The organism is Nonlabens xylanidelens (genome assembly GCF_002934445.1).
In the GTDB taxonomy this organism is placed as follows: Bacteria; Bacteroidota; Bacteroidia; order Flavobacteriales; family Flavobacteriaceae; genus Nonlabens; species Nonlabens xylanidelens.
Window position 1 is genome coordinate 589,827 of the sequence record NZ_PTJE01000001.1, and the last position, 21,023, is coordinate 610,849.

At 36.3% G+C, this 21,023-nt stretch carries 18 protein-coding genes and 1 tRNA gene; 5 read left to right on the forward strand and 14 right to left on the reverse strand.

Going from position 1 to position 21,023, the window contains the following annotated elements; all coding sequences use genetic code 11:
- The first annotated feature begins 5 nt into the window (after nt 1-5).
- Both LY01_RS02670 and LY01_RS02675 read left to right on the forward strand, forming a co-directional pair.
- Nucleotides 6-608, forward strand: a complete 603-nt coding sequence (locus LY01_RS02670) for a thioredoxin family protein (RefSeq protein ID WP_104514257.1) — start codon at nt 6-8, stop codon at nt 606-608.
- A gap of 152 nt (nt 609-760) precedes the next feature.
- Entirely contained in the window at nt 761-1,345 is a 585-nt protein-coding gene (locus LY01_RS02675; protein ID WP_104514258.1) for an FMN-dependent NADH-azoreductase, read from the forward strand.
- 91 nt (nt 1,346-1,436) lie between these two features.
- On the opposite strand, the gene LY01_RS02680 is transcribed toward LY01_RS02675, so the two are convergent.
- The 9 genes from LY01_RS02680 to LY01_RS02720 form a co-directional block, all read right to left on the reverse strand.
- Nucleotides 1,437-3,476 carry a TonB-dependent receptor family protein gene (locus tag LY01_RS02680; protein ID WP_104514259.1) on the reverse strand — a complete coding sequence of 680 codons (2,040 nt, stop codon included), beginning with the start codon at nt 3,474-3,476 and terminating at the stop codon, nt 1,437-1,439.
- A 174-nt stretch (nt 3,477-3,650) separates the two neighbouring features.
- Nucleotides 3,651-8,525, reverse strand: coding sequence for a DNA repair ATPase (locus LY01_RS02685; protein WP_104514260.1), 4,875 nt, complete (start codon nt 8,523-8,525; stop codon nt 3,651-3,653).
- A gap of 90 nt (nt 8,526-8,615) precedes the next feature.
- A complete protein-coding gene (locus LY01_RS02690) occupies nt 8,616-9,230 on the reverse strand; it encodes a transposase (RefSeq protein ID WP_146080362.1) in 615 nt (204 codons plus the stop codon).
- Between the two features lie 124 nt (nt 9,231-9,354).
- Nucleotides 9,355-11,427: a flotillin family protein gene (locus tag LY01_RS02695; RefSeq protein WP_104514262.1), complete on the reverse strand. Its 2,073-nt coding sequence runs from the start codon at nt 11,425-11,427 to the stop codon at nt 9,355-9,357.
- A 74-nt stretch (nt 11,428-11,501) separates the two neighbouring features.
- Nucleotides 11,502-12,074: an SPFH domain-containing protein gene (locus LY01_RS02700; RefSeq protein ID WP_170034483.1), complete on the reverse strand. Its 573-nt coding sequence runs from the start codon at nt 12,072-12,074 to the stop codon at nt 11,502-11,504.
- A gap of 42 nt (nt 12,075-12,116) precedes the next feature.
- Nucleotides 12,117-12,827, reverse strand: coding sequence for an OB-fold-containig protein (locus LY01_RS02705; protein ID WP_104514264.1), 711 nt, complete (start codon nt 12,825-12,827; stop codon nt 12,117-12,119).
- 154 nt (nt 12,828-12,981) lie between these two features.
- Nucleotides 12,982-13,335: a hypothetical protein gene (locus tag LY01_RS02710; RefSeq protein ID WP_104514265.1), complete on the reverse strand. Its 354-nt coding sequence runs from the start codon at nt 13,333-13,335 to the stop codon at nt 12,982-12,984.
- Between the two features lie 60 nt (nt 13,336-13,395).
- A complete protein-coding gene (locus tag LY01_RS02715; protein ID WP_104514266.1) occupies nt 13,396-14,109 on the reverse strand; it encodes a PspA/IM30 family protein in 714 nt (237 codons plus the stop codon).
- Between the two features lie 64 nt (nt 14,110-14,173).
- Nucleotides 14,174-14,569, reverse strand: a complete 396-nt coding sequence (locus LY01_RS02720) for a type III secretion system chaperone family protein (protein WP_104514267.1) — start codon at nt 14,567-14,569, stop codon at nt 14,174-14,176.
- Nucleotides 14,570-14,884: 315 nt separating this feature from the next.
- Between LY01_RS02720 and LY01_RS02725 the strand changes: the two genes are divergently transcribed.
- Nucleotides 14,885-15,640 (forward strand): helix-turn-helix domain-containing protein, encoded by a 756-nt coding sequence (locus LY01_RS02725; RefSeq protein ID WP_104514268.1) that lies wholly within the window; start codon nt 14,885-14,887, stop codon nt 15,638-15,640.
- 75 nt (nt 15,641-15,715) lie between these two features.
- Here LY01_RS02725 and LY01_RS02730 read toward each other — a convergent pair whose 3' ends face one another.
- The 4 genes from LY01_RS02730 to mce form a co-directional block, all read right to left on the reverse strand.
- Nucleotides 15,716-16,912: a LamG-like jellyroll fold domain-containing protein gene (locus LY01_RS02730; RefSeq protein ID WP_104514269.1), complete on the reverse strand. Its 1,197-nt coding sequence runs from the start codon at nt 16,910-16,912 to the stop codon at nt 15,716-15,718.
- 496 nt (nt 16,913-17,408) lie between these two features.
- Nucleotides 17,409-17,699 (reverse strand): GIY-YIG nuclease family protein, encoded by a 291-nt coding sequence (locus LY01_RS02735; RefSeq protein ID WP_104514270.1) that lies wholly within the window; start codon nt 17,697-17,699, stop codon nt 17,409-17,411.
- A gap of 54 nt (nt 17,700-17,753) precedes the next feature.
- Nucleotides 17,754-17,827 (reverse strand) — tRNA-Ile (locus tag LY01_RS02740).
- 74 nt (nt 17,828-17,901) lie between these two features.
- Entirely contained in the window at nt 17,902-18,306 is a 405-nt protein-coding gene (mce, locus tag LY01_RS02745; protein WP_104514271.1) for a methylmalonyl-CoA epimerase, read from the reverse strand.
- A gap of 116 nt (nt 18,307-18,422) precedes the next feature.
- Here mce and rbfA point away from each other — a divergent pair, with 116 nt between their 5' ends.
- Both rbfA and LY01_RS02755 read left to right on the forward strand, forming a co-directional pair.
- On the forward strand, nt 18,423-18,818 hold the full coding sequence (gene rbfA / locus LY01_RS02750; protein ID WP_104514272.1) for a 30S ribosome-binding factor RbfA: 396 nt from the start codon (nt 18,423-18,425) through the stop codon (nt 18,816-18,818).
- Nucleotides 18,818-20,035, forward strand: a complete 1,218-nt coding sequence (locus LY01_RS02755; RefSeq protein ID WP_104514273.1) for an ABC transporter permease — start codon at nt 18,818-18,820, stop codon at nt 20,033-20,035. Before rbfA ends, LY01_RS02755 begins: the two co-directional genes overlap by 1 nt.
- Here LY01_RS02755 and dusB read toward each other — a convergent pair.
- Nucleotides 20,020-21,012 carry a tRNA dihydrouridine synthase DusB gene (gene dusB, locus LY01_RS02760; RefSeq protein ID WP_104514274.1) on the reverse strand — a complete coding sequence of 331 codons (993 nt, stop codon included), beginning with the start codon at nt 21,010-21,012 and terminating at the stop codon, nt 20,020-20,022. The two genes, LY01_RS02755 and dusB, sit on opposite strands and share 16 nt — an antisense overlap.
- Between the last annotated feature and the right edge of the window lie 11 nt (nt 21,013-21,023).

Here is a 21,023-nt window from a genome sequence, read left to right on the forward strand (position 1 = left end):
GTACTATGGAATTACAACAAATCATAAAAACAGCTACAGATAATTCAATTTCTTATCAAGAATATCGTGATCTAGTAGCAACACATACTGAGAACAATACCAACACAGGTGCTGAGGTTACCGAAGCGCTAGCAAATTATACGATGCTTAATAACCAGCGTATGAAACGTCTGGATAAGACCATGAAGATTCTTCCCGAAAATCAAGAGTTCTTATCGGCATTTGATAAAGAAGTGTATTTTTTAATCATTACAGAAAGCTGGTGTGGTGATGCTGCACAAACGATGCCCATGATGAATAAAGTAGCGCAAGCTGCAGGTGTAGATCTAAGAGTCGTTTTAAGGGATGATAATCTAGATTTAATGGATGAGTTTCTAACTAATGGAGGTCGTTCTATAGCAAAGCTTATTTTAATAAATAAAGAGACAGGTTTACCAGTTACTACATGGGGACCACGACCTACTACGGCTACACAATTAGTTGCAGATGAAAAAGCAGCAAAAGGTGTTCTCTCTCCAGAATTTAAAGAAGAACTACAAAACTGGTACAACAAGAACAAGGGAAAAGATACAGAAAATGATCTTTTAAATATGTTGAAAGCTGTCTAAAAAGAATCTCTTCCCTCTATCAGCAAATGAGAACTCATAGAGAGAAATAGTCGTTTTTAAAATCCTATACCCTAAATTTTAACAAACATTTTCTTTTTGTTTTAATCATTAAGCCCTTTATTTGTACATACAAATATAATACCTACAACATTATGAATGTACTTAGAATAGATAGCAGTCCGTTAAAAGAAGCGAGTGTAAGTCGTGGACTACTTGATGTATTGCAAAATAAATTAGAATCTCAAGGACATGAAATAACTAGTAAAAGAGATCTTTACTATGACGATAAAGTTACCTTAGGTAGCCAAGACCGTTACATGGGTTATTTCACACCGGCAGATCAACAGTCAGACGCTCAAAAAGCAGCAGTCGCAGGTAGTAATGAACTAGCACTAGAATTTGCCGCAGCAGAGGCTTACATAATCGCAGCACCTATGTATAACTTTGGTGTTACTGCAGGTTTAAAAACTTATATCGATTTAATATCTCGAGCAGGAATTAGTTTCAACTACCTTCCAGAAGGTCCTGTAGGTCTATTAAAAGATAAAAAAGCATACGTAGTCGTTTCTACTGGTGGTACTCCTGTAGGAAGTGAGGTAGACTTTGTAACTCCATATCTTAGAACTTTCTTAGGCTTTTTAGGCATTACAGATGTCACCTTCATTGCAGCAGATCTTTCTAATGTAAATAGAGAAGAAAGTATAGCAAAAGCTACACAACAAATAGAAGCTCTTTAAATAGCTTATAGAAATAAGTCGTATTAAAAATGCAAAGTGAATCTCATTCTCTTGGCATTTTTCAATTTAAAATAAGATATGGGAAATTTACTTAAAATCGTACCTCTATCCCTCCATAACCATTAATACCTGGAGCAGGCTCATAAAAACGTGAGCCAAAAGCATTAATCCTTACGTTATCTGTATATTCTTGATCAAGTATATTGTTTAAACCGGCATAAGGCTTTATCGCAATCTTCTTATAAGTAAAACTATAGCTAGTTCTAAAATTGATATTTTCATATCCATCAACAGTAGCTTCATTACTATCATTTGCATATTGCTTACCTACTAGTGATGCTTGGACGGTAGCAAAAAAGCCTTTTTCAGACTGATATTGTAATCCTATGTTTGTTAAGTGTTTTGGAATACCAGGTAATAAATTACCATCAAAGTTTACATCATCTACTACAAAGTCACTGTATTTAAATTCAGAAAATGTGTAAGCAGCAGTAAGTGACCATGCTTTTGTAAAAGCATATGCTCCTTCAACTTCTATACCTTTACGTGTAGTTTTTCCTGCATTTCTATAAAAAGTACGATCTGGAAAAGCGGCCAGTTCAAATGGGACTAAATCATCTTCTGTATCGATGTAAAAAATAGCCGTTTGATAACTTAATCCTTTTGCTAGTTTTCCTTTAATTCCTACTTCATAGTTAATAGCTTTTTGCGCTTCTATATTTTCATTGAAGCCTTGATCACCAGTAGGGTTTGCAGATAACTCTGATAATGCAGGAGTTTCAAAACTTGTAGCAATGTTTGCATATACGTTGTGCGCTTTCGCGAAAGCGTAACTAGCACCTATACTAGGGTTTAAAGAATTTAATGTGATATCACCAGAATCGTCACCATTGTCTAAAAACTCATCTACTGCAGTAAGTTTGTTATAGTCAAAACGAATTCCTCCAGTAAGATACCATTTGTCAAGCTCTAAATGGTCGGTAACGTATATACCTAGGTTTGTAAAACGCTCTTTTTGATCAAGAGTTTGCTCACCTTTTATACCTTCTAGATTTCTGAAGCGTTGTCTATCGTCATTTTGATATCCAAAATCATATCCTGCTTTTAAAGTGTTTTTCCCTTTTGAATAAGTGATGTTTGCACCTTGTCCTACATAATCTCTTCCTAAATCGATCAGACCTCCAAATTCAAAAGGCAATCGTCCTTCAAACTGTCTATTGTTATAAAACAAATAACCTTCTGCAGTGGTATTTGTATTGATATTCCAGATCGCACTTAGTCCAGCTTTAAATTGTTGGATCGTTTCTCCTGTTTGAAAAAGTACATTTCGGTCTCTTGCTTGTCTTCTGTTTTCTTCTACTGAGGTTAAATCGATACCACCTGCATCATCAGCTTGTGGAGAATCGCTATAATTAAGTAAAGCCTTTAAAGTAAACTTCTCACTTAATTTAAAATTAGCTTTTACGTTAGCATTATATTGTTCAAAACCACTTTGATCTCTGTATCCGTCTGATTTTACATAATTACCATGGAATATATAGGTTGCTTTTCCGGCATTAATTCCAGCTGTAGCTTGTAAATTTTGAAATCCATAAGATCCGGCAGTTGCTTTCCAGGTAGAGAAAGGCTTTTCTACCTGATCTATAGTTTGAATAGAGATAACACCACCTGAAGCATTACCATATAAACTAGAACTAGGTCCTTTTAAAACCTCTATACGGTCTATAATCCCCAAGTTAAGATTGTCTAATTGTCCTTGACCATCTGGTGTAGTTTCTGGAATTCCATCTACTATTAATTTTATTCCTCGTATTCCAAAAGCAGATCTCGCACCGAATCCACGCATTGAAACCCTTAAATCTTGAGCAAAATTATTGGCATTTTGAGTAAAAACACCTGGAGTCTGTTGTGTGTATTCTTGTAGAGAAAGTTGCTGTCTTGTTGCATCATCAACTGTTGCTTGATAAACAGATACCGCTGCAGGTAATTTTTGTGCTGTAGTAGAAATACGTGCAGACTTAATGTAAACAGTATCAATTTTTTGAGACGTTGTTGGTGTCTTGGTCTGGCTATAACCTAGTTTAATAAAAGCTGTACATAGGATAGAATAGCAAAGTAATGTTTTCTTCAATGAATTGATATTTTTGCGAAAATTACACCTTTAACATGTGCTATTCAAGAATATTTAAAGCAAAAAAAATGCTAAGAGGTTTTTATTCTCTTAGCATTTCTATTATCAATCATTCGTAAATTATTGATTGCAGGCTGTAAAACAATACTTTAAGTGATCTTAGCTTCATATATATTACTTACTAAGTCCTTTCCTCAACACCTCTTTAATGCCTTCTAGATTTTCGGTGAAATCCATCATTTGACTCAGGACTTGAGACATCTGATTTTGTCCACCTAGGCCACTAAGCTTATTGTTCTTGGCAAAAATCCCTTTGATGTTTTCCCATCGTTGTTGCTCTTCTGTAGTGATGGTGTTGACGAGTTCTTTATACTTCAACAGGTTGGCTTCAGCAGCACTAGTTAATGTTTGTGATTCACTTTCATAGTGTGATAATAAGAGCGTTTGCAACTCTTTATCGTCCATTATAGGAACAACCTTAGCGACCAGTTTATTCATATCACGGTAAGAACCTTGTAGTTTAAAACTAGGCTCAGTACGGTAAGTGTCTTCCATTCCTGCGCTTGCGATGTAGGTCTGGTTCACTTTAAGAACGGTATCACGTATTTTCAATACCTTCTCAAGTACAGCTACATAATCGGCTATTTCTTGATTGCTGTGATTTCCTTTCAACTCATTATCACTTGCTCCGTTTTGAACACGATCTATAAGCGCATACACATCATCAAAATGCTTGTTACTCAATTGTTGCAATACAGGATTACTAGTCAGTGCATTTTCTACCAGACTCAGCTCAAATAAATGAGCCGTATCACCTATGATATCACCTAGATTATAGATATCAGCACGGTTTGCAAGCATATCTGGAATCTGGAATTTATCTCCACTTTCCGTATATGGATTACCAGCCATAATCACGCAAAATTTCTTACTACGTAGATCGTAGGTTTTAGGCTTTCCATTATAAACTCCTTCAATTTTACGAGTTCCATCAGACAGGCTGATGAACTTCTGTAAAAACTCAGGATTACAGTGCTGGATATCATCTAGATATAACATCACATTATCACCCATTTCAAAAGCAAGATTCAGCTTTTTAAGTTCTTCTCTCGTTGCTGCATTAGTTGCTGCTTCAGGATCTACTGATGTAATCTCATGACCTATCGCTGGACCATTTATTTTCATAAATATCAAGCCTAATCGGTTTGCTACATATTCCATCAAGGTTGTTTTACCATAACCTGGTGGTGATATGAGTAGCAATAATCCCATGCGATCGGTACGTTTTGTATCACCTACCGTACCTAATTGTTTGGCAAGATTATCACCTATTAGTGGGAAATATACTTGATCGATCAACTTGTTACGGACAAAAGAACTCAATACACGTGGTTTAAATTCTTCTAGTCGCAAGGACTCTTTTAACTCTTCAGTTACCTCTTGCTTTGCTTTTCTAAAGGTTTCATAAGCAGGTACTTTTATCGTTGTAAAGTGCTCTAGTGTATGTACAAATTCATGGTAATTAAACACAAACACGCCTTCTTCAATCGTCTGGTGCGACCCTTTTAATCCATTGATGTTTTCACTAGGTGAGATGGCAACTGTTTTATCAGCTGTCAGCTCTCCATAAAGTATGTTTGCCACACATTCGTTTACATATGTCAGTAAAGATTGTTTTGAGTCCGCTTTCGCGAAAGCGGAAACCCAATGTCTCACCAGTTCCACTTTAGACTTCTCGTCCTCACAAGCTTCTAGACTTTTCTTAAATTTTAAATCGGCATTTTGAGATTTTATTTTCTTTTCAAAAGCTTCTTTTAATTGAATAGCGCTCGTGCTTACTGTGAAATGATCATTGTCTTTAAGTTCATTGAATAAGTAACTTGCGATAGATAAACTATTAGCAGACTCAGAAGTTTTAAAAATCTCATCAGCCAGTTCTTCTATTATAAAGTCGTACTCCTTACTATCTGGAAAAACAGATAATACCTCACCAGCACTTTTTAATATACGGTTGAGGTTGGATTGATGTTTGGTATCTAGTGCATTCCAGTAAAACTGTGCTTGCGCTCTCGTATCAGGATCATAAGTAAGCAAGCCCAAATCATGGTGTTTGTGTAATAAAACGCTTAAATATTGAGCAGCGTCATGGTCATGAACACCTTTTACATAGCCACCAGAATAGTTACCACTCGCGATTTCTTGAACCGTTGTCAGCAAATCTGCCGGACTCATTATTCTTAAAGCTTCTTTATCTCCAGATTTAAAAATAGAGTAGGCGAGGTAGGCAGATCTGTAGACTTGGTTATTTTCAGACACCAAATCTTGATTCCATATTCCTTGAGATTGTGTGAGAATCTCATTATGCAATTCTTGATAAAAGTCAGTTCCTGTTAGGTGATAGAACAGCGCATTATCCTTAAATACAATGGTCAGATCCAGTTGCTGTTTATTAACACCAAATTTATGTTTCCCTAGCTTGATGATGTTATCACCATCTTCATAAAGTTCGTTCTTATCCTTGAGTTTTCTCAAAGCATCTTCACGAGCCACTTTAAGCGCTGTTTCAATTGCTTCGGCTTTTCCGGCATCATCGAGATCTTTTAATTGCACGACAATGTCACGCACTTTATTGATCATTAAATCACTGGCAAAATAACCGTTAATTTCGGTAACGCTATCTAATGATTGTGCCCTTTTTTGAACACCTTTTAGAATACGCTCGGCAGCATTTTGAAATGCCATTGCCTTTTTATTGCGCGCTTCTACAAGACTACTTTTACGATTATCAAAAGCAGCGTAAACCTCTTCACGCTTGCCTATAATCTCTGTAATGTACTCCTCATAATCGGCAAATTTCCCTTCCAACTCTTCTAGTTGTATAGAAACTTTGGTAAGAAACTCATCACACTTTTCTGGCGTGTTGGCAATGTCCAGATAATTGATAATACTCTGGTCAATCAGCTTTAACTGTGCGGCAAAATCTGCTTGCGCTTCTTTTTTACCTACGGTTTTCACTTTATTCTTGATCGCCGCTTTTACCTGATTGATAGTGGCAAAAATCAACGATATGTTCTCAATAATCTTAGTAGAGTGAGAAGTGTCTTCTATCTCTAGATTAGAAACGATGTCTATTAAAAGCTCGAGATCTTCAGCAATTTGATTCACTTCTTTCTCAAGATTTTTAATCTCGATCACTTTTTTTGTGTCGTCTAGTGCATTTTGTTTTTCTGCAACAGCATCGTGATAAGGAGCGAGTGCTTTATCATCGAGTAAAAAAGTAACCGCACGACGTGAGATCACTTCATTTTGTTCTACGATTTGCTCCTCGATTCCTTTGATGAAATCGGTATCTACATAACGTATTTCATAAAGTCCTATCGCTTCACCTCGCAAACTGCGCAACTGAGTTAATAGCTCTACAAAATCATTGATAGACTTAAATGAGGTGCTTTTAATTTTACTAAAAAGCTCATCTGCCTTTTTAGAAATATCTTTAGTATCTGCAGCTGCTTGTTTACGCAGTTGTTTTACTTTCTCAAACTCGTCAATTGCTGCGTTAGACGCTTTGTTGATCTCGTTAAGAGGTAGATTAATTTGTTTAGTTTCTTCTTCAGGCAACCAGTAATAGGCATCTAGAATATCTTTTGAAGAACGTGCAATGTCATCATATAAACCACCATAACTATCTTCTTTGTTAAGAAGCGTGAGCAGCTCATTTGCCTGCGCCATGGCTTTAACAATATCCTTGTTACCTATCTTAAATAACATCGTGTCTTGATGCTCAGACGGCATGATATTACCTTTTAAATATGGTGTTTGCCATATTTGCATCATGTGATGCTTGGTCTGTTCATCTTCTGTTCGGAAATAACACAACTCACCTTGTTCTAAAATCGTAAATCCATTACAAACGATAGGTGTCTTTACCGTTTGATCAATCACATTGTAAGACATGAGTACATACAATCCCTGCGCAGCATTATAAAACACATACAAATGATCTTCACCATTAGGTGATGCGATTCTTTGCTGAAATTTTAATTTACCAGCATCGCTAGGGAATACGTTATACTCTCCAGTTTGCAAGTAATAACCACTCGGGAAAATAATACCTTGATCATCTGGTAGCAATACTGCAGCCTCTGCAATACTATTGATGCGTTCTACTTCCTTAATCTTGTGGTTGTACACAAAATAACGAGGCTCTTCTTGAAACGGCTTTATTTCTAGAACAATAAGATTGCCTAAATCGGCATAACGATATTGCCCGTCATCTAGTGTCTGGTCGCGGTGTTCTACATCTTCACGATAAATTCCCTGACCATCGTCGGTATTATCTTCAACCTTTATGGTTAAATCACCACCTATAGTTTCTACAAAAACCTTGTCTAGAATCGATACATGTCCATGCACACCAGCACGTTGATTATCGCGTCCAGCCTCTTTCCACTGGAAACCATATTGCGCTGGAAAACGATATTCATGCTCACTACGGTTATCCACATATTGCAAACCGTCGTCAGTTATCAACCACTTAAAAGTCTTGATGTCGGTAACCGAATCACTGAGCTGAAATACCATATGCAGGTAATTCCCCATAATCGCAAACTTGGAAAATATCGTGTTGCGATAGTATTTGTACAGATTTTCAAAATCAGTCTGAAAAATAGGATCTGTGATGAGGTTTAATTTGTTCCCGCTTTCGCGAAAGCGTAACACATCACCATCCACACCGTCACGATCAAACTCATAGATACTAAAAACATCGCTCAATTGCATCTCAGTGCGCAATCCTAGATGCACGTTGTACCCAAAGATGCTGTATTTACCGATGGTCACGATGTCACGAGCGATACAGTTATTTTCTGTATTCACGCGGTCGTTTGCAATCAATCGAGTTTCTAGAGAACCGAAGACCTTTTTACGTTCTTCATTAAGCTCATTAAGTCGCTGCTGCAAGTCATTCTTTTGCTTGAGCAGTCGGCTCTGGATGATCTCGTAGGTTCCTGAGTCTAATTGTGTAGTATCTTTTATATCTTTTTCTGCCATTGATTTCTAGTTAGTAGCGCATCGCATGCGCCTTCTCAGTGTTGGGGCGCATCGCATGCGCCCTTTCATTGCGGCGCATGCGCCTTTTCATCAGTCTAGATCCAGTTTCTGTTTTAGATTTTCATCCCACTTCTTTGGATTATCATTGATGTATCTGGTTACATTGTCATAGTGTCTTTGAGTTCTGATGATAGCTTCGTTATAGTTGCGTACCCATATGGTTTTTTCAGCTCTCAGTTGATTATAGATGTCCATAAGCTCGCTATTTTTCAAGGTCGATTCATTATTCTGATTTTCTGATATGATACTTAAAACCTGTCTGGTCACAGCACCTTTGTATCCTCTGACTACTGCTCCTAAAGAACCTGGCTTATTCATGTGTTTTCCTGCAACTGCTCCTGCTCTGCGTTCCAACTCTTCTGCCGTGTATTCCTTTTGTATTCTTTGTTCTTCTATATGAATGACAAAATGAATATGATCTGGCATGATCATGAATGCTCCCAGGGATACGTTGTCTCTTAAATTTATTGTTTGCTGCCATTCTTTAGCCGCAATCTCTCCAAATTTATTGAGTATCATTTTTTCATCAATCACCTTTCCAAATAGATGCAACCGATTACGTATTACAATAGTCACAAAGTACCTTCCTACTGATGTGTAGTCATGTCCTTTGAGACGTATTGATTTACGATTATATTGCTTCATACTAGCTTAGCTTGTTCGACCCATTGTATGTGCGTTGTTGACGCATCGCATGCGCGTTGTTGACGCATCGCATGCGTCTTTACAGTAATTGGGCGGATGCGATCCGCCCTTACTGGTTGGTTGTTTAGATATCTCCCAGCTTTTTACCAGAAAGTCCCATGCCTTTTGCCATGTTCAACAAGTTGCTCAGCATGTTTTTCTCATCACCATCATTTGATTTACCGTGTAGGTTGTTCAAAATGTTTGCGATACTCAGGTTCTTGATGTCCTCAGAGCTGATGTTATACTTGTCTGCAAAGTCTTTTACTTTATCCAGTAAATTTCCCTTTACATCATCACTTCCTAAAATGGCATCTTTTACTTCAGATACTGTCTCAGAATGATTTACGAGTCTGTCATAACCTTTTGCCTTAGTGATCTGACCAATGATTTGTTCAAAGAACATAGTCTCGCCACCTACGATATCAATCTTAGCCGCTTTCAATGCATCTCCTATTACTTGCGCTTGTGCGTCTGCAATATCTTTCTGGATATTGATTTGTGCTAGGTCTACTTGAAGTTCCTTATCTAGACGTAGTTTAAACTCTTCATGTTCTTTACCTACACCATCTAGTTTCTTCATTGCTTCAGCTTTCTCTTCGATACCAGCAGCATCTGCAAGGGCTTTTTCTTTGATTACCTCAGCCTCTGCAAGTCCGTCCTTACGTTTAGCCTCAGCTTTTGCAGCGATACCGCTTGCTTCAGCCTCAGCTTTTTTCTGGATGATGAGTGCGTCTACAATTCCTTGACGCTCGCTAGCCTCAGCTTTTGCGTGCATTACTTGTGCTTCAGATAATCCTACAGTTGCTTCTTCTTTAGCTTGTGCTTCAGCAAGAATCTTACGTGCGTCTGCTTCTTTTTCACTAGCTTCTTTATGAGCAAGTGCTTCTATGTTGATTTCTTCAGCTTTTTGAACTGCAGCTTGTTTAGAAGCCTCGGCAGCCTTAGTTACTTTAATTAAATCATCTTGAGCTTTTGCTTCAGCATTTGTGATAGCAACTTGCTTAGCACGATCAGCAGTTTTGAAAGCCTCGATATCTTTCATGTTTTCTTGCTCTTCTACCACACCTTTTTCAAGAACTACGCGATCTCTAATGACATCTTGAATGTTCTTTTTCTCAACCTCTACTACTTTTTCTTTCTCGATTTGAGCTAGAGTTACGACTCTTTCTCTCTCGGTAAGTTCTAGCATGCGATCTTTTTCTACACGTTCTGTCTCTACAGCAGCAGTACGTTGCTTATTTTTCTCTGCAACGATAATCTGACGTTGCATATTTTCTTCGGCAACCTGAACTTTTTCTGTAGTAGCGATACGAGCTGTTTCTGACTTCAATCTTTCTTCTTCAGCTACTTTTAGTGTTTCAGCATCTTCACGAGACTTTATGTTGGCAATCTCACGTTTTTGTTGCTCTTCTTTTTCGGCCAGTTGCTTATCTAGTTCTAGAATCGCTTCACGAGCTTCAACATCTTGCTTGCGTATTACCTTTTCCTCATCACGCTTAATCAGGTTTGCTTTAATGTTTTGTGCAGCAGTAAGATCTGTAATCTTCTTGATACCTTCAGCATCTAAGATGTTGTCAGCTTTTAAATGAGAAACACTGGTTTGTTCTAAGAAGTCAATCGCACAATCCTCAAGCGTATAACCATTTAAGTCTGTACCGATAATATCTACGATCTCATCACGAAACTCGCGACGTGCTTCATACAAATCGATAAATTCAAATTTCTTACCTACGGTTTTTAATGCTTCAGAGAACTTTGCTTCAAAAAGATCTTCTAGTGTCTCTTTACGAGATGCACGAGCTACACCAATTGTCTGAGCTACTTTTTTAATGTATTCTACCTCGTTATTGACACGCACGAAAAACGCTACTTTAATATCGGCTCTCATGTTGTCTTTACAAATAAGACCTTCTACGCCCATACGCTCAATTTGGATTTTCTTTACAGAAATATCCATAGTTTCTACACGGTGAAATACCGGTACGACATAAAGTCCTTTATCCGTAGCGACTTTAGTACCTCCAAAACCAGTACGCACGAGTGCCTGTCCTTGATGTACTTTTTTGTAAAACATCGCAATAATTGCGAAGTAAACAATTACAAGAAATAGAAAAATACCTACTCCTATTACAATGATTCCTAATATTCCGTCCATAGTTTTTGTTTGGTTTTTGTTGTTTATTTAGTTAATTTTATTGTTGTTGTAGCAGGTTTAAGTCTGCAGTTGTTCTACTTGTTTGTATTAGATTTTTCTATATAATCGATAGCACAGTCTTCTATTGTAAATCCATGTAAGTCTGTACCAATCAAAATAAGTGTTTGATTACATAATTCCTTTCGATTATCGAGTAGTTCTGTAAATTCAAATTTTCTAATGGTTGATTTTAATGCTTCTGAAAACTTAGCTTGGAACATGTCTTTTAAAGACTCTGTATTTCTAATTTTTCCTGCACCGATTGTTAAAGCGACTTTGGCGATTGATTCTACCTCATACTTTACGCGTATTAAAAATACCGCTTTAACATCAGTCCTTAAATTATCTTTGGATATAGCACTCTCTTTTGATAAACAATCTATCTGAATTTTTTTCATAGATATGTCTATCGTTTCTAATTGATGAAATATAGGTATGGAATAGATGCCACCATTTATAGCGACTTTAGTACCTCCCAAACCAGTGCGAACTAGTGCTTGTCCTTGCTTTTCTTTATGAAAAAACAGTGCTATGATTATAAAATATACGGTTATAAAAAACACCAATATTCCTAGTGCTGTTATTATAATTGGTAGTATTTGTTGCAATTTTTTATTTATTTGGTGTTTGAACTCTTCCTTTTCTAATTTCTAGGCTTTACTCACTAAAAAATAGTTCTTATCATCAGATCGTTTGATGATGAGCACGCTTTCGCGAAAGCGTAATTCTGATCCATCTAAAGATTTTACATAGATACTCATCAAGTTACCATCTGCCATGACCTCTGCATTACCTAATTTATCTCCAGAAATAGAAGATAAAAGTAAGGCTTCACGACCTAAAAAGTCTACTGCTTTGTCTCCATCTTTATTCAAATTTTTGAAAAAGGATTTAAATGGTGTGGTGATCACTTTAGTCAGTATTAAGGCTGGTACAAATGCCGCAAGAACAATTACATATCCAAATGAGTTGTCATAACTACTGGTTATAATTGTGGTAAGTACGGATGATATCCACCAGATAAAAATCCAAAACGTAAATGTGAACATGAATGGCAGGCCTACAAAGTTGAAGTAGATCAAAAAGACTTGCCACCATTTAAGTTTACGCGTGCGTTTATTTACCACGTGCTCACGATCAACTTCAGCATTTGCAACATCTTGAAAATCCATATTTCCACCTTCTAGACCAGTGTCTAGATCAATGTCTGCATCTATATCTACGTCTACGTCCACATCGATGTCCAGGTCAAAATCGATACCTGAAATCATGGTAGCAAGCCAGTATAGAATGAGAATGATCAACAACACGGTAAGTGTGATGTTCACTTCAGAGAATAATATGTTGAAATAGTTTTCCAAGGTTGGTTGGTTTTTAATGGTTAGTATTTATTAAGATTTCTTTGGATAAAATCATCCAGCACCACCGATTGAATTTCTGATTAAGCTCGATCCGTATAAGTGACCATATAATGTCAGTAAAATATTGAATTTACTTACATTTAAATCGGTCACTTTAAATCTCATATTTTCCGTTATCTAAAAAAGAGTTCTCGTTTCTAATTTTTAAAAGAGTATTTTCTTTATCATCAATTAATTTAGTTGCCCATTTTATTCCCCATTCGCCCGTAATTTTATGCCCAGTTTCTAATACTTCTGTATTTCCTAATAATGAATTAGTTTTAAGATTAAACTTTTCTATAGAATCTTCTATGATTTTAGTTTTCCAACCATCTCGAATTAACTTGAACGTTTGATTATTTAGAACAAGTTCTGATTCTTTAAAATTAGATTTTATTTTAAGACTGCCTATTAATATTTCATTATCATCATAAAGATTTATCAAATCATTTTCTAATCTAGCGTTCATAATGTTAATTTTAATGGTTAGTGTTGGTATGCATGAGCTTCTAGCGGATGCGAACCGCCATTAAGCCTCATCTTTTTTAATACCTAGTTGTTCTTTCAGTTTTGCCAGGTCGTCGTCCAGTTTAGATTCTGTCATGTCTGCTGCGGCATCGATTTCATCATCTACAGATTTATTTGTTTTTGCGAGATCTCCATAAGCCTCTGCAAGCGCTTCGTCTTGAGCGACTTTTTCTTTCATACGCTCGAGCATGCTTACTGTTCCTGCGCTATCAAGTTCTGCCATTTGTTTATTGACATTTTTTGTTGCATCACTTACTTTAACACGTGCTTTAAGTGTTTTAAGTTCGTTTTCCCAGTTGGTGATGTTTCCTTTGATGGTCTCAATGGTATCTTTTAATTGAGAAACATTTTTTTCAAACTTTTCTGTGTCTGCAGCGGCACGATTTGCGTGTTGTTGAGCTTCTTCTTTTTTTGTAAGTGCTTGTTTAGCCAGGCGATCTGCTTCTTCTACTGCCATGTCGCCAGAATGTGCTTTTTTGAGAATCAACATAGCTTTGGATTCATAATCCTTGGCTGTTGCAGTGTGCTCGTCGCGTTCATTTTTAGAACGTATGGCCATTGCTTTTACTTGTGCGACAGCTTCTACACTTTTATTAAGGTCTTCTTTCATATCACGTATTCCTTGTTCGGTCATTGTGATAGGGTCTTCTAGGTTATCAACTGCTTTGTTAGCTTGTGCTTCTCCTATTTTGAATATTCTTTTAAATATGTTCATAATGTTGTGTTTATATGGCGGATTACATCCGCTGTTATACTTTGGCGCAAGCGTTGCGCCCGTACTAATATTTTGAAAATTTGATAATCTGGTCTGAGTACTCGCTCATTAATAAACTCAATGAGTTAAGAGTACCTTCTAACTCGTTAAGGTCTAGATTTTCTATTTGAAGTGTGTCTCTAAAGATGACTTTAGTTCCACTTTCATCGAGTACAAATGCGCCGTGAATGATATCTCGATTTTTTTGTAAAAGACTTTTAAAAACCTCTTCGTTTTTATTATTAATTTTAAAAATATATTGTTCCATAATGAGAATAGGCGGTGCGATTCCTAAAATCATATTTTTAACACCAGCGCTTTCTTTTTCTATCACCATTATTCCATCTTGTGGATTTTCTCTGATGATGTCAAAATCAAGCTGTAAGAGGTAGTCTTTTATTGTATTGAAGTAATTATTCATAGGTTTTAATTGGCAGGTTTAATATTACGAAAAAGCTTATTGTAATCCCACTAAAATTTGGGTAGCTATTTCAATAACATATATAATAATGGGTATCATAGTTTTTTAGTTTAAGGTTATCTCGCTTTCGCGAAAGCGTAAATAGCAACGGCCTATTGCATTATTACAGTGGTTTTAAAAAACAATTGTTCTAAAAAGGTTGGTACATTTTTAGAACTTTTGCTCAAAATATTAGTGTAAATAAAATCATTTAGCTAATATTGTTAGTGTAAATATACATAATATTTTAATATTTGCAAATAAAATTAGCAAAATATGTCATTTTTCGGAAAGAACATAAAAAAAATACGTGGCGTTAAAGGGTTAAGTCAGCAGGCATTTGCAGACCTATTTGATTTAAAGAGAGGTACTTTAGGTGCTTATGAAGAAGGTAGGAGTGAGCCTAAGATAGATACTATAATTCTTATTGCTAATTATTTTAGCATTGCTATAGGAGATATGCTCACTGCAGAATTAACCGTAAATCAGCTCTTGCGATTTAACGATAGTCTTACTTTAACACCAGAAGAATTAGAGAGAGAGCAGTTTGCACAAATACCTTGTATTACAGAAAAAACGGCACATGATTATATAGAATATTATGACAACGATGCTTTTCTTGCCGATTTACCTACACTTACATTACCGCTCAATACAGAAAAGGACTTTATAGGTTATACGGTGACTAACTTAGAAATGACAACGCATGACAAAGGACTGTTTCCTAAAGATGTAGTGATAGGTGAGAAGGTGCCTAAAAATGTAATTACAAAACTTAATAATGGAACTGTAGTTCTTGCGGTAACTGATAAGACACTTATTCTAAGAAGGCTGTATATTACAGACAAGGGGCTGGTCCTGAGAGCAGATCACAAAAATGTTGATGATATTACTGTAGATAAAAAAGCTGTGAAACAATTGTGGCGTGTGCGTTATGTGTTCTTTAGAAGAATGCCTGACTTTTCTGACAGTATGGAAGATAAAATGGCTTTTCTAGAAGCGCAAATGAAGGAGTTGAGAGATTCTATTTAATAAGGTAAAAACAAATCAGAGGTATAGATTGCATTCTATACCTCTGATTGTTTTATATAAAGTAAGCCTGATTCTTTATTGTCTTTTAATCCACTTAAAAGTCTTTTGAGCTCCATTTTGCGATAGTGTCACGATGTACAAACCGTTTGATATTTCTGGTTTTAAGGTTTGATTATCTATTATTTGAGAGGTAAAAACTTCTTTACCTGAGAGCGTGTAAAAATAGATTTGAGCATTTACATCTATGTTTCCATTAAAAGTTAAGAATTGAGATGGGTTTTGAGTGATACTAATATCATTCAAAGCTGTTGTGTCTATACCTAATGTGATTACATTTTCACAATTAGATAGTAGTGTACATCCATTTAAAGTAAGTTCTACAGCATAATCTCCTACTGCGGTAGGTGTGAATGTAGCTGCTGTCTCACCATTTATAGCTATACCTGTTGAGCAATCTATCCATTGATAGGTTACTCCGGTTTGTGCAGCGGTTAAAATACCTGTGTTTTGAGTAATATTTGTATCCATTAATTGAGTTATAGGAGCTCCTGTTACCCAGTTAGATGTGGTTCCTGTTAAATTAAAACCGCTTAAGGCACCGTCATTGCTGTTAACTAAATCTGGTAATGTAGATAAACCTGTGTTGCTAGCACTTGCTGCACCTTCATTAAATTGATAATAAGCGACTAGGCCGCTGCTAGATGGGCATACTTCACTAGTTCTATTTGTATTGATAACTGTCTCGCTTAGTGCTGCGTCCCATATTCTTACTTCGTCGATTTTTCCTGCGAAAAAAATGTTTCCTCCAGGTACGCGGCGGCCTATTCTTAGATCTGTAGATCCGGTAGTGTTCACCCCAGATAGATTACCAGTTCCTACTTGAACTCCATCGATATAAAGAAAACCGGTGCCATTATTTAAAACAAAAGCAACGTGAGTCCACTGTCCGGCTGTTATAGTTCCTGTCGTTGAAGAAAGATTACCATTTGTTCCTCCAGCAAAAAAAGACAAGCCTCTATTTGAATTAACCATAAATGTATTTCTAGCTCCAGAAGCTCCAGAACCGTAATCTAATATTGTTAAGTTAGTAGTAGGAGCGTTAGGACTTATAGAAATCCAAGCTTCAAAAGTTCTGTTTGAAGTTGTGTTTATGCCTGAGAAATTTGTTTGAATAAAATCATCACTTCCATCAAAATCCAAACCGTTATGGGTTTGTGCTTTTGAGCATATGGCTAGTAATAAAAAGGAGCTGGTTAGTATTGTTTTTTTCATGGTTGTTGGATATTAATTGGTTATTAATCATAATGATACATATTTTTTATGATAAATAAAACTTCATCAATACATTATACTGCCCAACCTTAAATAATTTAGTTTAAGCTATTTTATTTGATAATAATCGATATTATTTAAGATGTATTTTGAGAATATGATATTTCTTAAATTTTAATAAGTCCATCTGTCTAACGATAAACAATATTGATATAAGAGCTTTATATATTTTAATTTATTGATGTTAAACATTGATAAGTTATCTAGATTTAGGGCACAAAAAAACCCCAACTTGCGTTGAGGTTGATATTGTGGGCCCACCTGGGCTTACCGTGTCAAGCACGGCACTGGCTTCTCGCTCAGTTTGGGAATACCTTGGGAAGTAATATTTAATTTTGGGGGTAAAAAAAGCTCCAACGAAATGTTGAAGCTTTTGTGGGCCCACCTGGGCTCGAACCAGGGGCTTTCTGTCCCGATAGCTATCGGGAGAGTCAGATTATTTAGTTTGGTTTACGATTTTGTCGCGTAATTCTTCATACTTCATTAAGTTCTCGATGTACGTTCTGCTTTTCATTCTTTTGATTTTCTTTTCTAATCGAGTAGCATGTGCATAATCATCACATTGTATAGTTAGTTTTATTTCCCAATCATGAGCAGTAGCTGTAAATTTTCTTTTACCGTATTTGCCTTGATTGTGTGCACTGAGCCTTATTTCAGGACTCTCTTGAGTAATACCTACATAGAATTTATTCAATTGTTTGCTAAAAATGATATAGAGCCACGCCATATATGAATAGGTATTAAAATAAAAAAGACCCTAGCGTTAACTAAGGTCTTGTTGTGGGCCCACCTGGGCTCGAACCAGGGACTTTCTGATTATGAGTCAGATACTCTAACCAGCTGAGTTATAGGCCCAATAAGATAATAGCTGGTAATATCTTATCTAAAAAGTCTGCAAATTTAATCAATTATTAGATAACTGCAAACTTTTATTCAATTTCTTGGCATAATTCTACAAGAACTCCATTTGTTCCTTTAGGATGTAAGAATGCTACCCATTTATTATCCGCACCACGTTTAGGTTCTTTATTGAGAATTTGAAACCCTTCTTTTTCTAATCTTATCAGTTCTGACTTAATATCTGTTACGGCAAATGCTACGTGATGTATACCTTCTCCCTTCTTTGCGATGTACTTTGCTATAGCACTGTCCTCACTAGTCGCAGCAAGAAGCTCTATTTTATTATCACCACTTTTAAAAAAACTTGTGTCTACAGATTCACTCTCTACCGTCTCTGTTTTATAAGGTTCACGTCCTAAAAGTTTTGTGTATAATTCATTTGCTTGATCTAGATTTTTAACTGCAATTCCTAAGTGTTCTATTTTTCCAAACATATTATTTACCTTTTGTAAGGCAAATTTACTATAGATAAGGTAATAGAACGTATTTCTATAGTCATATTAACTACTGGTCTATCAACTATTAATGAGGAACAACTTACCTTTGCAGCATGGAAGAAAGTAATAGACAGAAGAAAATAGCCGGAATTTTACAAGGAGACCTATCTACGGTTATTCAGGACGTGATGAGAAAGAATGCTGTAAACAATCTTATAGTATCAGTTACTAAGGTTACTGTTACTCCAGATTTAGGTTATGCAAAGGTGTACCTGTCTGTTTTTCCAGCAGAGAAATCTGTTACAGTTGTTAAGGAAATAGTAGAAATGGGTCATGAGATACGTTATGAAGTGGCTGCAAAGGTGCGTCACCAGTTTAGACGTATGCCAGAACTACAGTTTTTTAATGATGACTCTTTAGAATACATGGATCAAATAGATCGTGAACTGAGAGGAGAGAATAACCCAATCGATAATCCAGACCTTCTACCACGACGTAAAAAGTCTTAGTGAATTTTTCTCTTTACATAGCGCGACGTTACCTCGTTTCAAAAAATGGCAAAAACGCCATTAACATTATCAATATCCTTAGTTTTATTATTACTGTAGTAGGGACTGCGGCACTATTTATTGTGCTTTCTGGCTTTTCAGGACTCAAGGATTTTAGTACAGAATTTTCAAATTATTTTGATCCAGACCTTAAAATTTTACCGGTAAAAGGTAAGACTGTTTCTATTCCGCTTTCGCGAAAGCGAGAACTTGAAAAAATCCCTGGAGTAGAATTAATATGTGCTGTTATAGAAGAAAAGGCGTTTTTGAACTATGAAGAGAAAAACGACATAGCTTTTATAAAAGGGGTTCCTGATGATTATGTGAACATGATCCAGCCAGATTCTATTTTATATTACGGTAGCTGGTTATCTAAAAGCGATGCGCAAGTAGTAGCAGGATACTCACTAGCTTCTCGATTATCACTTACTGTAAATAACTATGGTAGTTACATGCAAATTATGGTGCCTAAACCAGGTACTAATGCTATTAATAAATTAAATATAAGTAGTTCATTTTCTAGAATGGATGCCATACCTGTAGGAACTTTTAGCGTTAATGAGGCACTGGATAGCAAGTACATTTTTACAAGAATAAGTGCAGCACGACAATTATTACAAATGGACGATTCTACAGCTAGTGCTGTTGAGGTAAAATTATCTCCTACGGCAAGCGAGAACGATGTGCGCAGGGCGATTAATGATGTTTTTAAAGAGCCTATTAAGATTAAGGATAAATTCCAGATGAATGATGCGCTTTATAAAATGCTTAATTCAGAAAATCTAGTCGTTTATTTAATCTTTACACTGGTCTTAATTATTGCATTATTTAATGTAGTAGGTAGTATTATCATGATGATTCTTGATAAGAAGAAGAATATGAAAACCTTGTTAGACCTAGGCGCACCGGTTGCGTCATTGCGCAAGATATTTTTTATACAAGGTAGTCTTATGACACTTTCTGGTGGTGTGATAGGTCTTGTTATTGGAGTAATATTTGTAGTGTTACAAGTGGAGTATAAACTGGTTTACATAGCACCTGGTTTACCTTATCCGTTTGCGATGGATTTTTGGAATGTGATTATATCTCTGGCAACTATTACCGTATTAGGAATAATCGCCAGTTATATAGGTTCTAGAAGAATAAATGATCGTTTGCTTTCTCAGGCAAAATTATGATCACCGAATTTTGCTAACACTTCATCAAAGGCCGCAAAAACCCCAGCAGAATCGTCACTAGTGACCATTTTCATGCGGTATTCTTTAAAATTAGGTATTCCTTTAAAGTAATTTGTATAATGTCTACGTGTTTCAAAAACACCTAGTGTTTCTCCTTTCCAGTCTATCGCCATTTGTAAATGTCTGCGAGCTACTTCTACACGGTCTGCCATAGTAGGTGGCGCCATGTGTGTTCCATGCTCAAAGAAATGCTTGATCTCGTTAAAAAACCATGGATAACCTATGCTAGCACGTCCTATCATGCAGCCGTCTAGACCATATTCATCGCGCATTTTCATAGCAAGCTCTGGTGTGGTAACATCTCCATTACCGAATATAGGGATATGCATGCGTGGGTTGTTCTTCACCTCTGCGATGGGTTTCCAGTTTGCGTTACCTTTATACATCTGTGCTCTTGTACGACCATGGATGGATAGGGCTTTAATACCTACATCTTGTAGACGCTCTGCGACTTCTACTATTCTTATCGAGTCGTCATCCCAGCCTAATCTTGTTTTTACAGTAATAGGTAAAGAGGTGTGCTCTACCATAGCCTTAGTAAGCGACACCATAAGATCTATATCTTTAAGGATACCTGCTCCAGCACCTTTAGAAACTACCTTTTTTACAGGACAGCCGAAGTTGATGTCTATAATATCTGGCTTTGTGCGTTCTACTATCTCTACACATTGTAACATAGAATCTAGATTTGCGCCAAAAATTTGGATCCCTACAGGTCGTTCACTTTCATAAATATCTAGTTTCATGGTGCTTTTTGCAGCATCACGTATAAGACCTTCACTAGAAATGAATTCTGTATAAACCACATCAGCACCGTTTTCTTTACATAACGTACGGAAAGGTGGATCGCTCACATCTTCCATAGGTGCAAGTAGTAGTGGGAAATCTGGTAATTCTATGTCGCCTATTTTAACCATGTTGTTAGGGT

Bases quoted from the DNA above. Each gene is read 5' to 3' on its own strand.
- mce (WP_104514271.1), bottom strand. From the start codon at position 18,306: ATGTTTGGAAAAATAGAACACTTAGGAATTGCAGTTAAAAATCTAGAT.
- LY01_RS02715 (WP_104514266.1), bottom strand. From the start codon at position 14,109: ATGAACATATTTAAAAGAATATTCAAAATAGGAGAAGCACAAGCTAAC.
- LY01_RS02720 (WP_104514267.1), bottom strand. From the start codon at position 14,569: ATGAATAATTACTTCAATACAATAAAAGACTACCTCTTACAGCTTGAT.
- rbfA (WP_104514272.1), top strand. From the start codon at position 18,423: ATGGAAGAAAGTAATAGACAGAAGAAAATAGCCGGAATTTTACAAGGA.
- LY01_RS02725 (WP_104514268.1), top strand. From the start codon at position 14,885: ATGTCATTTTTCGGAAAGAACATAAAAAAAATACGTGGCGTTAAAGGG.
- LY01_RS02695 (WP_104514262.1), bottom strand. From the start codon at position 11,427: ATGGACGGAATATTAGGAATCATTGTAATAGGAGTAGGTATTTTTCTA.
- LY01_RS02685 (WP_104514260.1), bottom strand. From the start codon at position 8,525: ATGGCAGAAAAAGATATAAAAGATACTACACAATTAGACTCAGGAACC.
- LY01_RS02690 (WP_146080362.1), bottom strand. From the start codon at position 9,230: ATGAAGCAATATAATCGTAAATCAATACGTCTCAAAGGACATGACTAC.
- dusB (WP_104514274.1), bottom strand. From the start codon at position 21,012: ATGGTTAAAATAGGCGACATAGAATTACCAGATTTCCCACTACTACTT.
- LY01_RS02710 (WP_104514265.1), bottom strand. From the start codon at position 13,335: ATGAACGCTAGATTAGAAAATGATTTGATAAATCTTTATGATGATAAT.
- LY01_RS02670 (WP_104514257.1), top strand. From the start codon at position 6: ATGGAATTACAACAAATCATAAAAACAGCTACAGATAATTCAATTTCT.
- LY01_RS02735 (WP_104514270.1), bottom strand. From the start codon at position 17,699: ATGGCGTGGCTCTATATCATTTTTAGCAAACAATTGAATAAATTCTAT.
- LY01_RS02730 (WP_104514269.1), bottom strand. From the start codon at position 16,912: ATGAAAAAAACAATACTAACCAGCTCCTTTTTATTACTAGCCATATGC.
- LY01_RS02675 (WP_104514258.1), top strand. From the start codon at position 761: ATGAATGTACTTAGAATAGATAGCAGTCCGTTAAAAGAAGCGAGTGTA.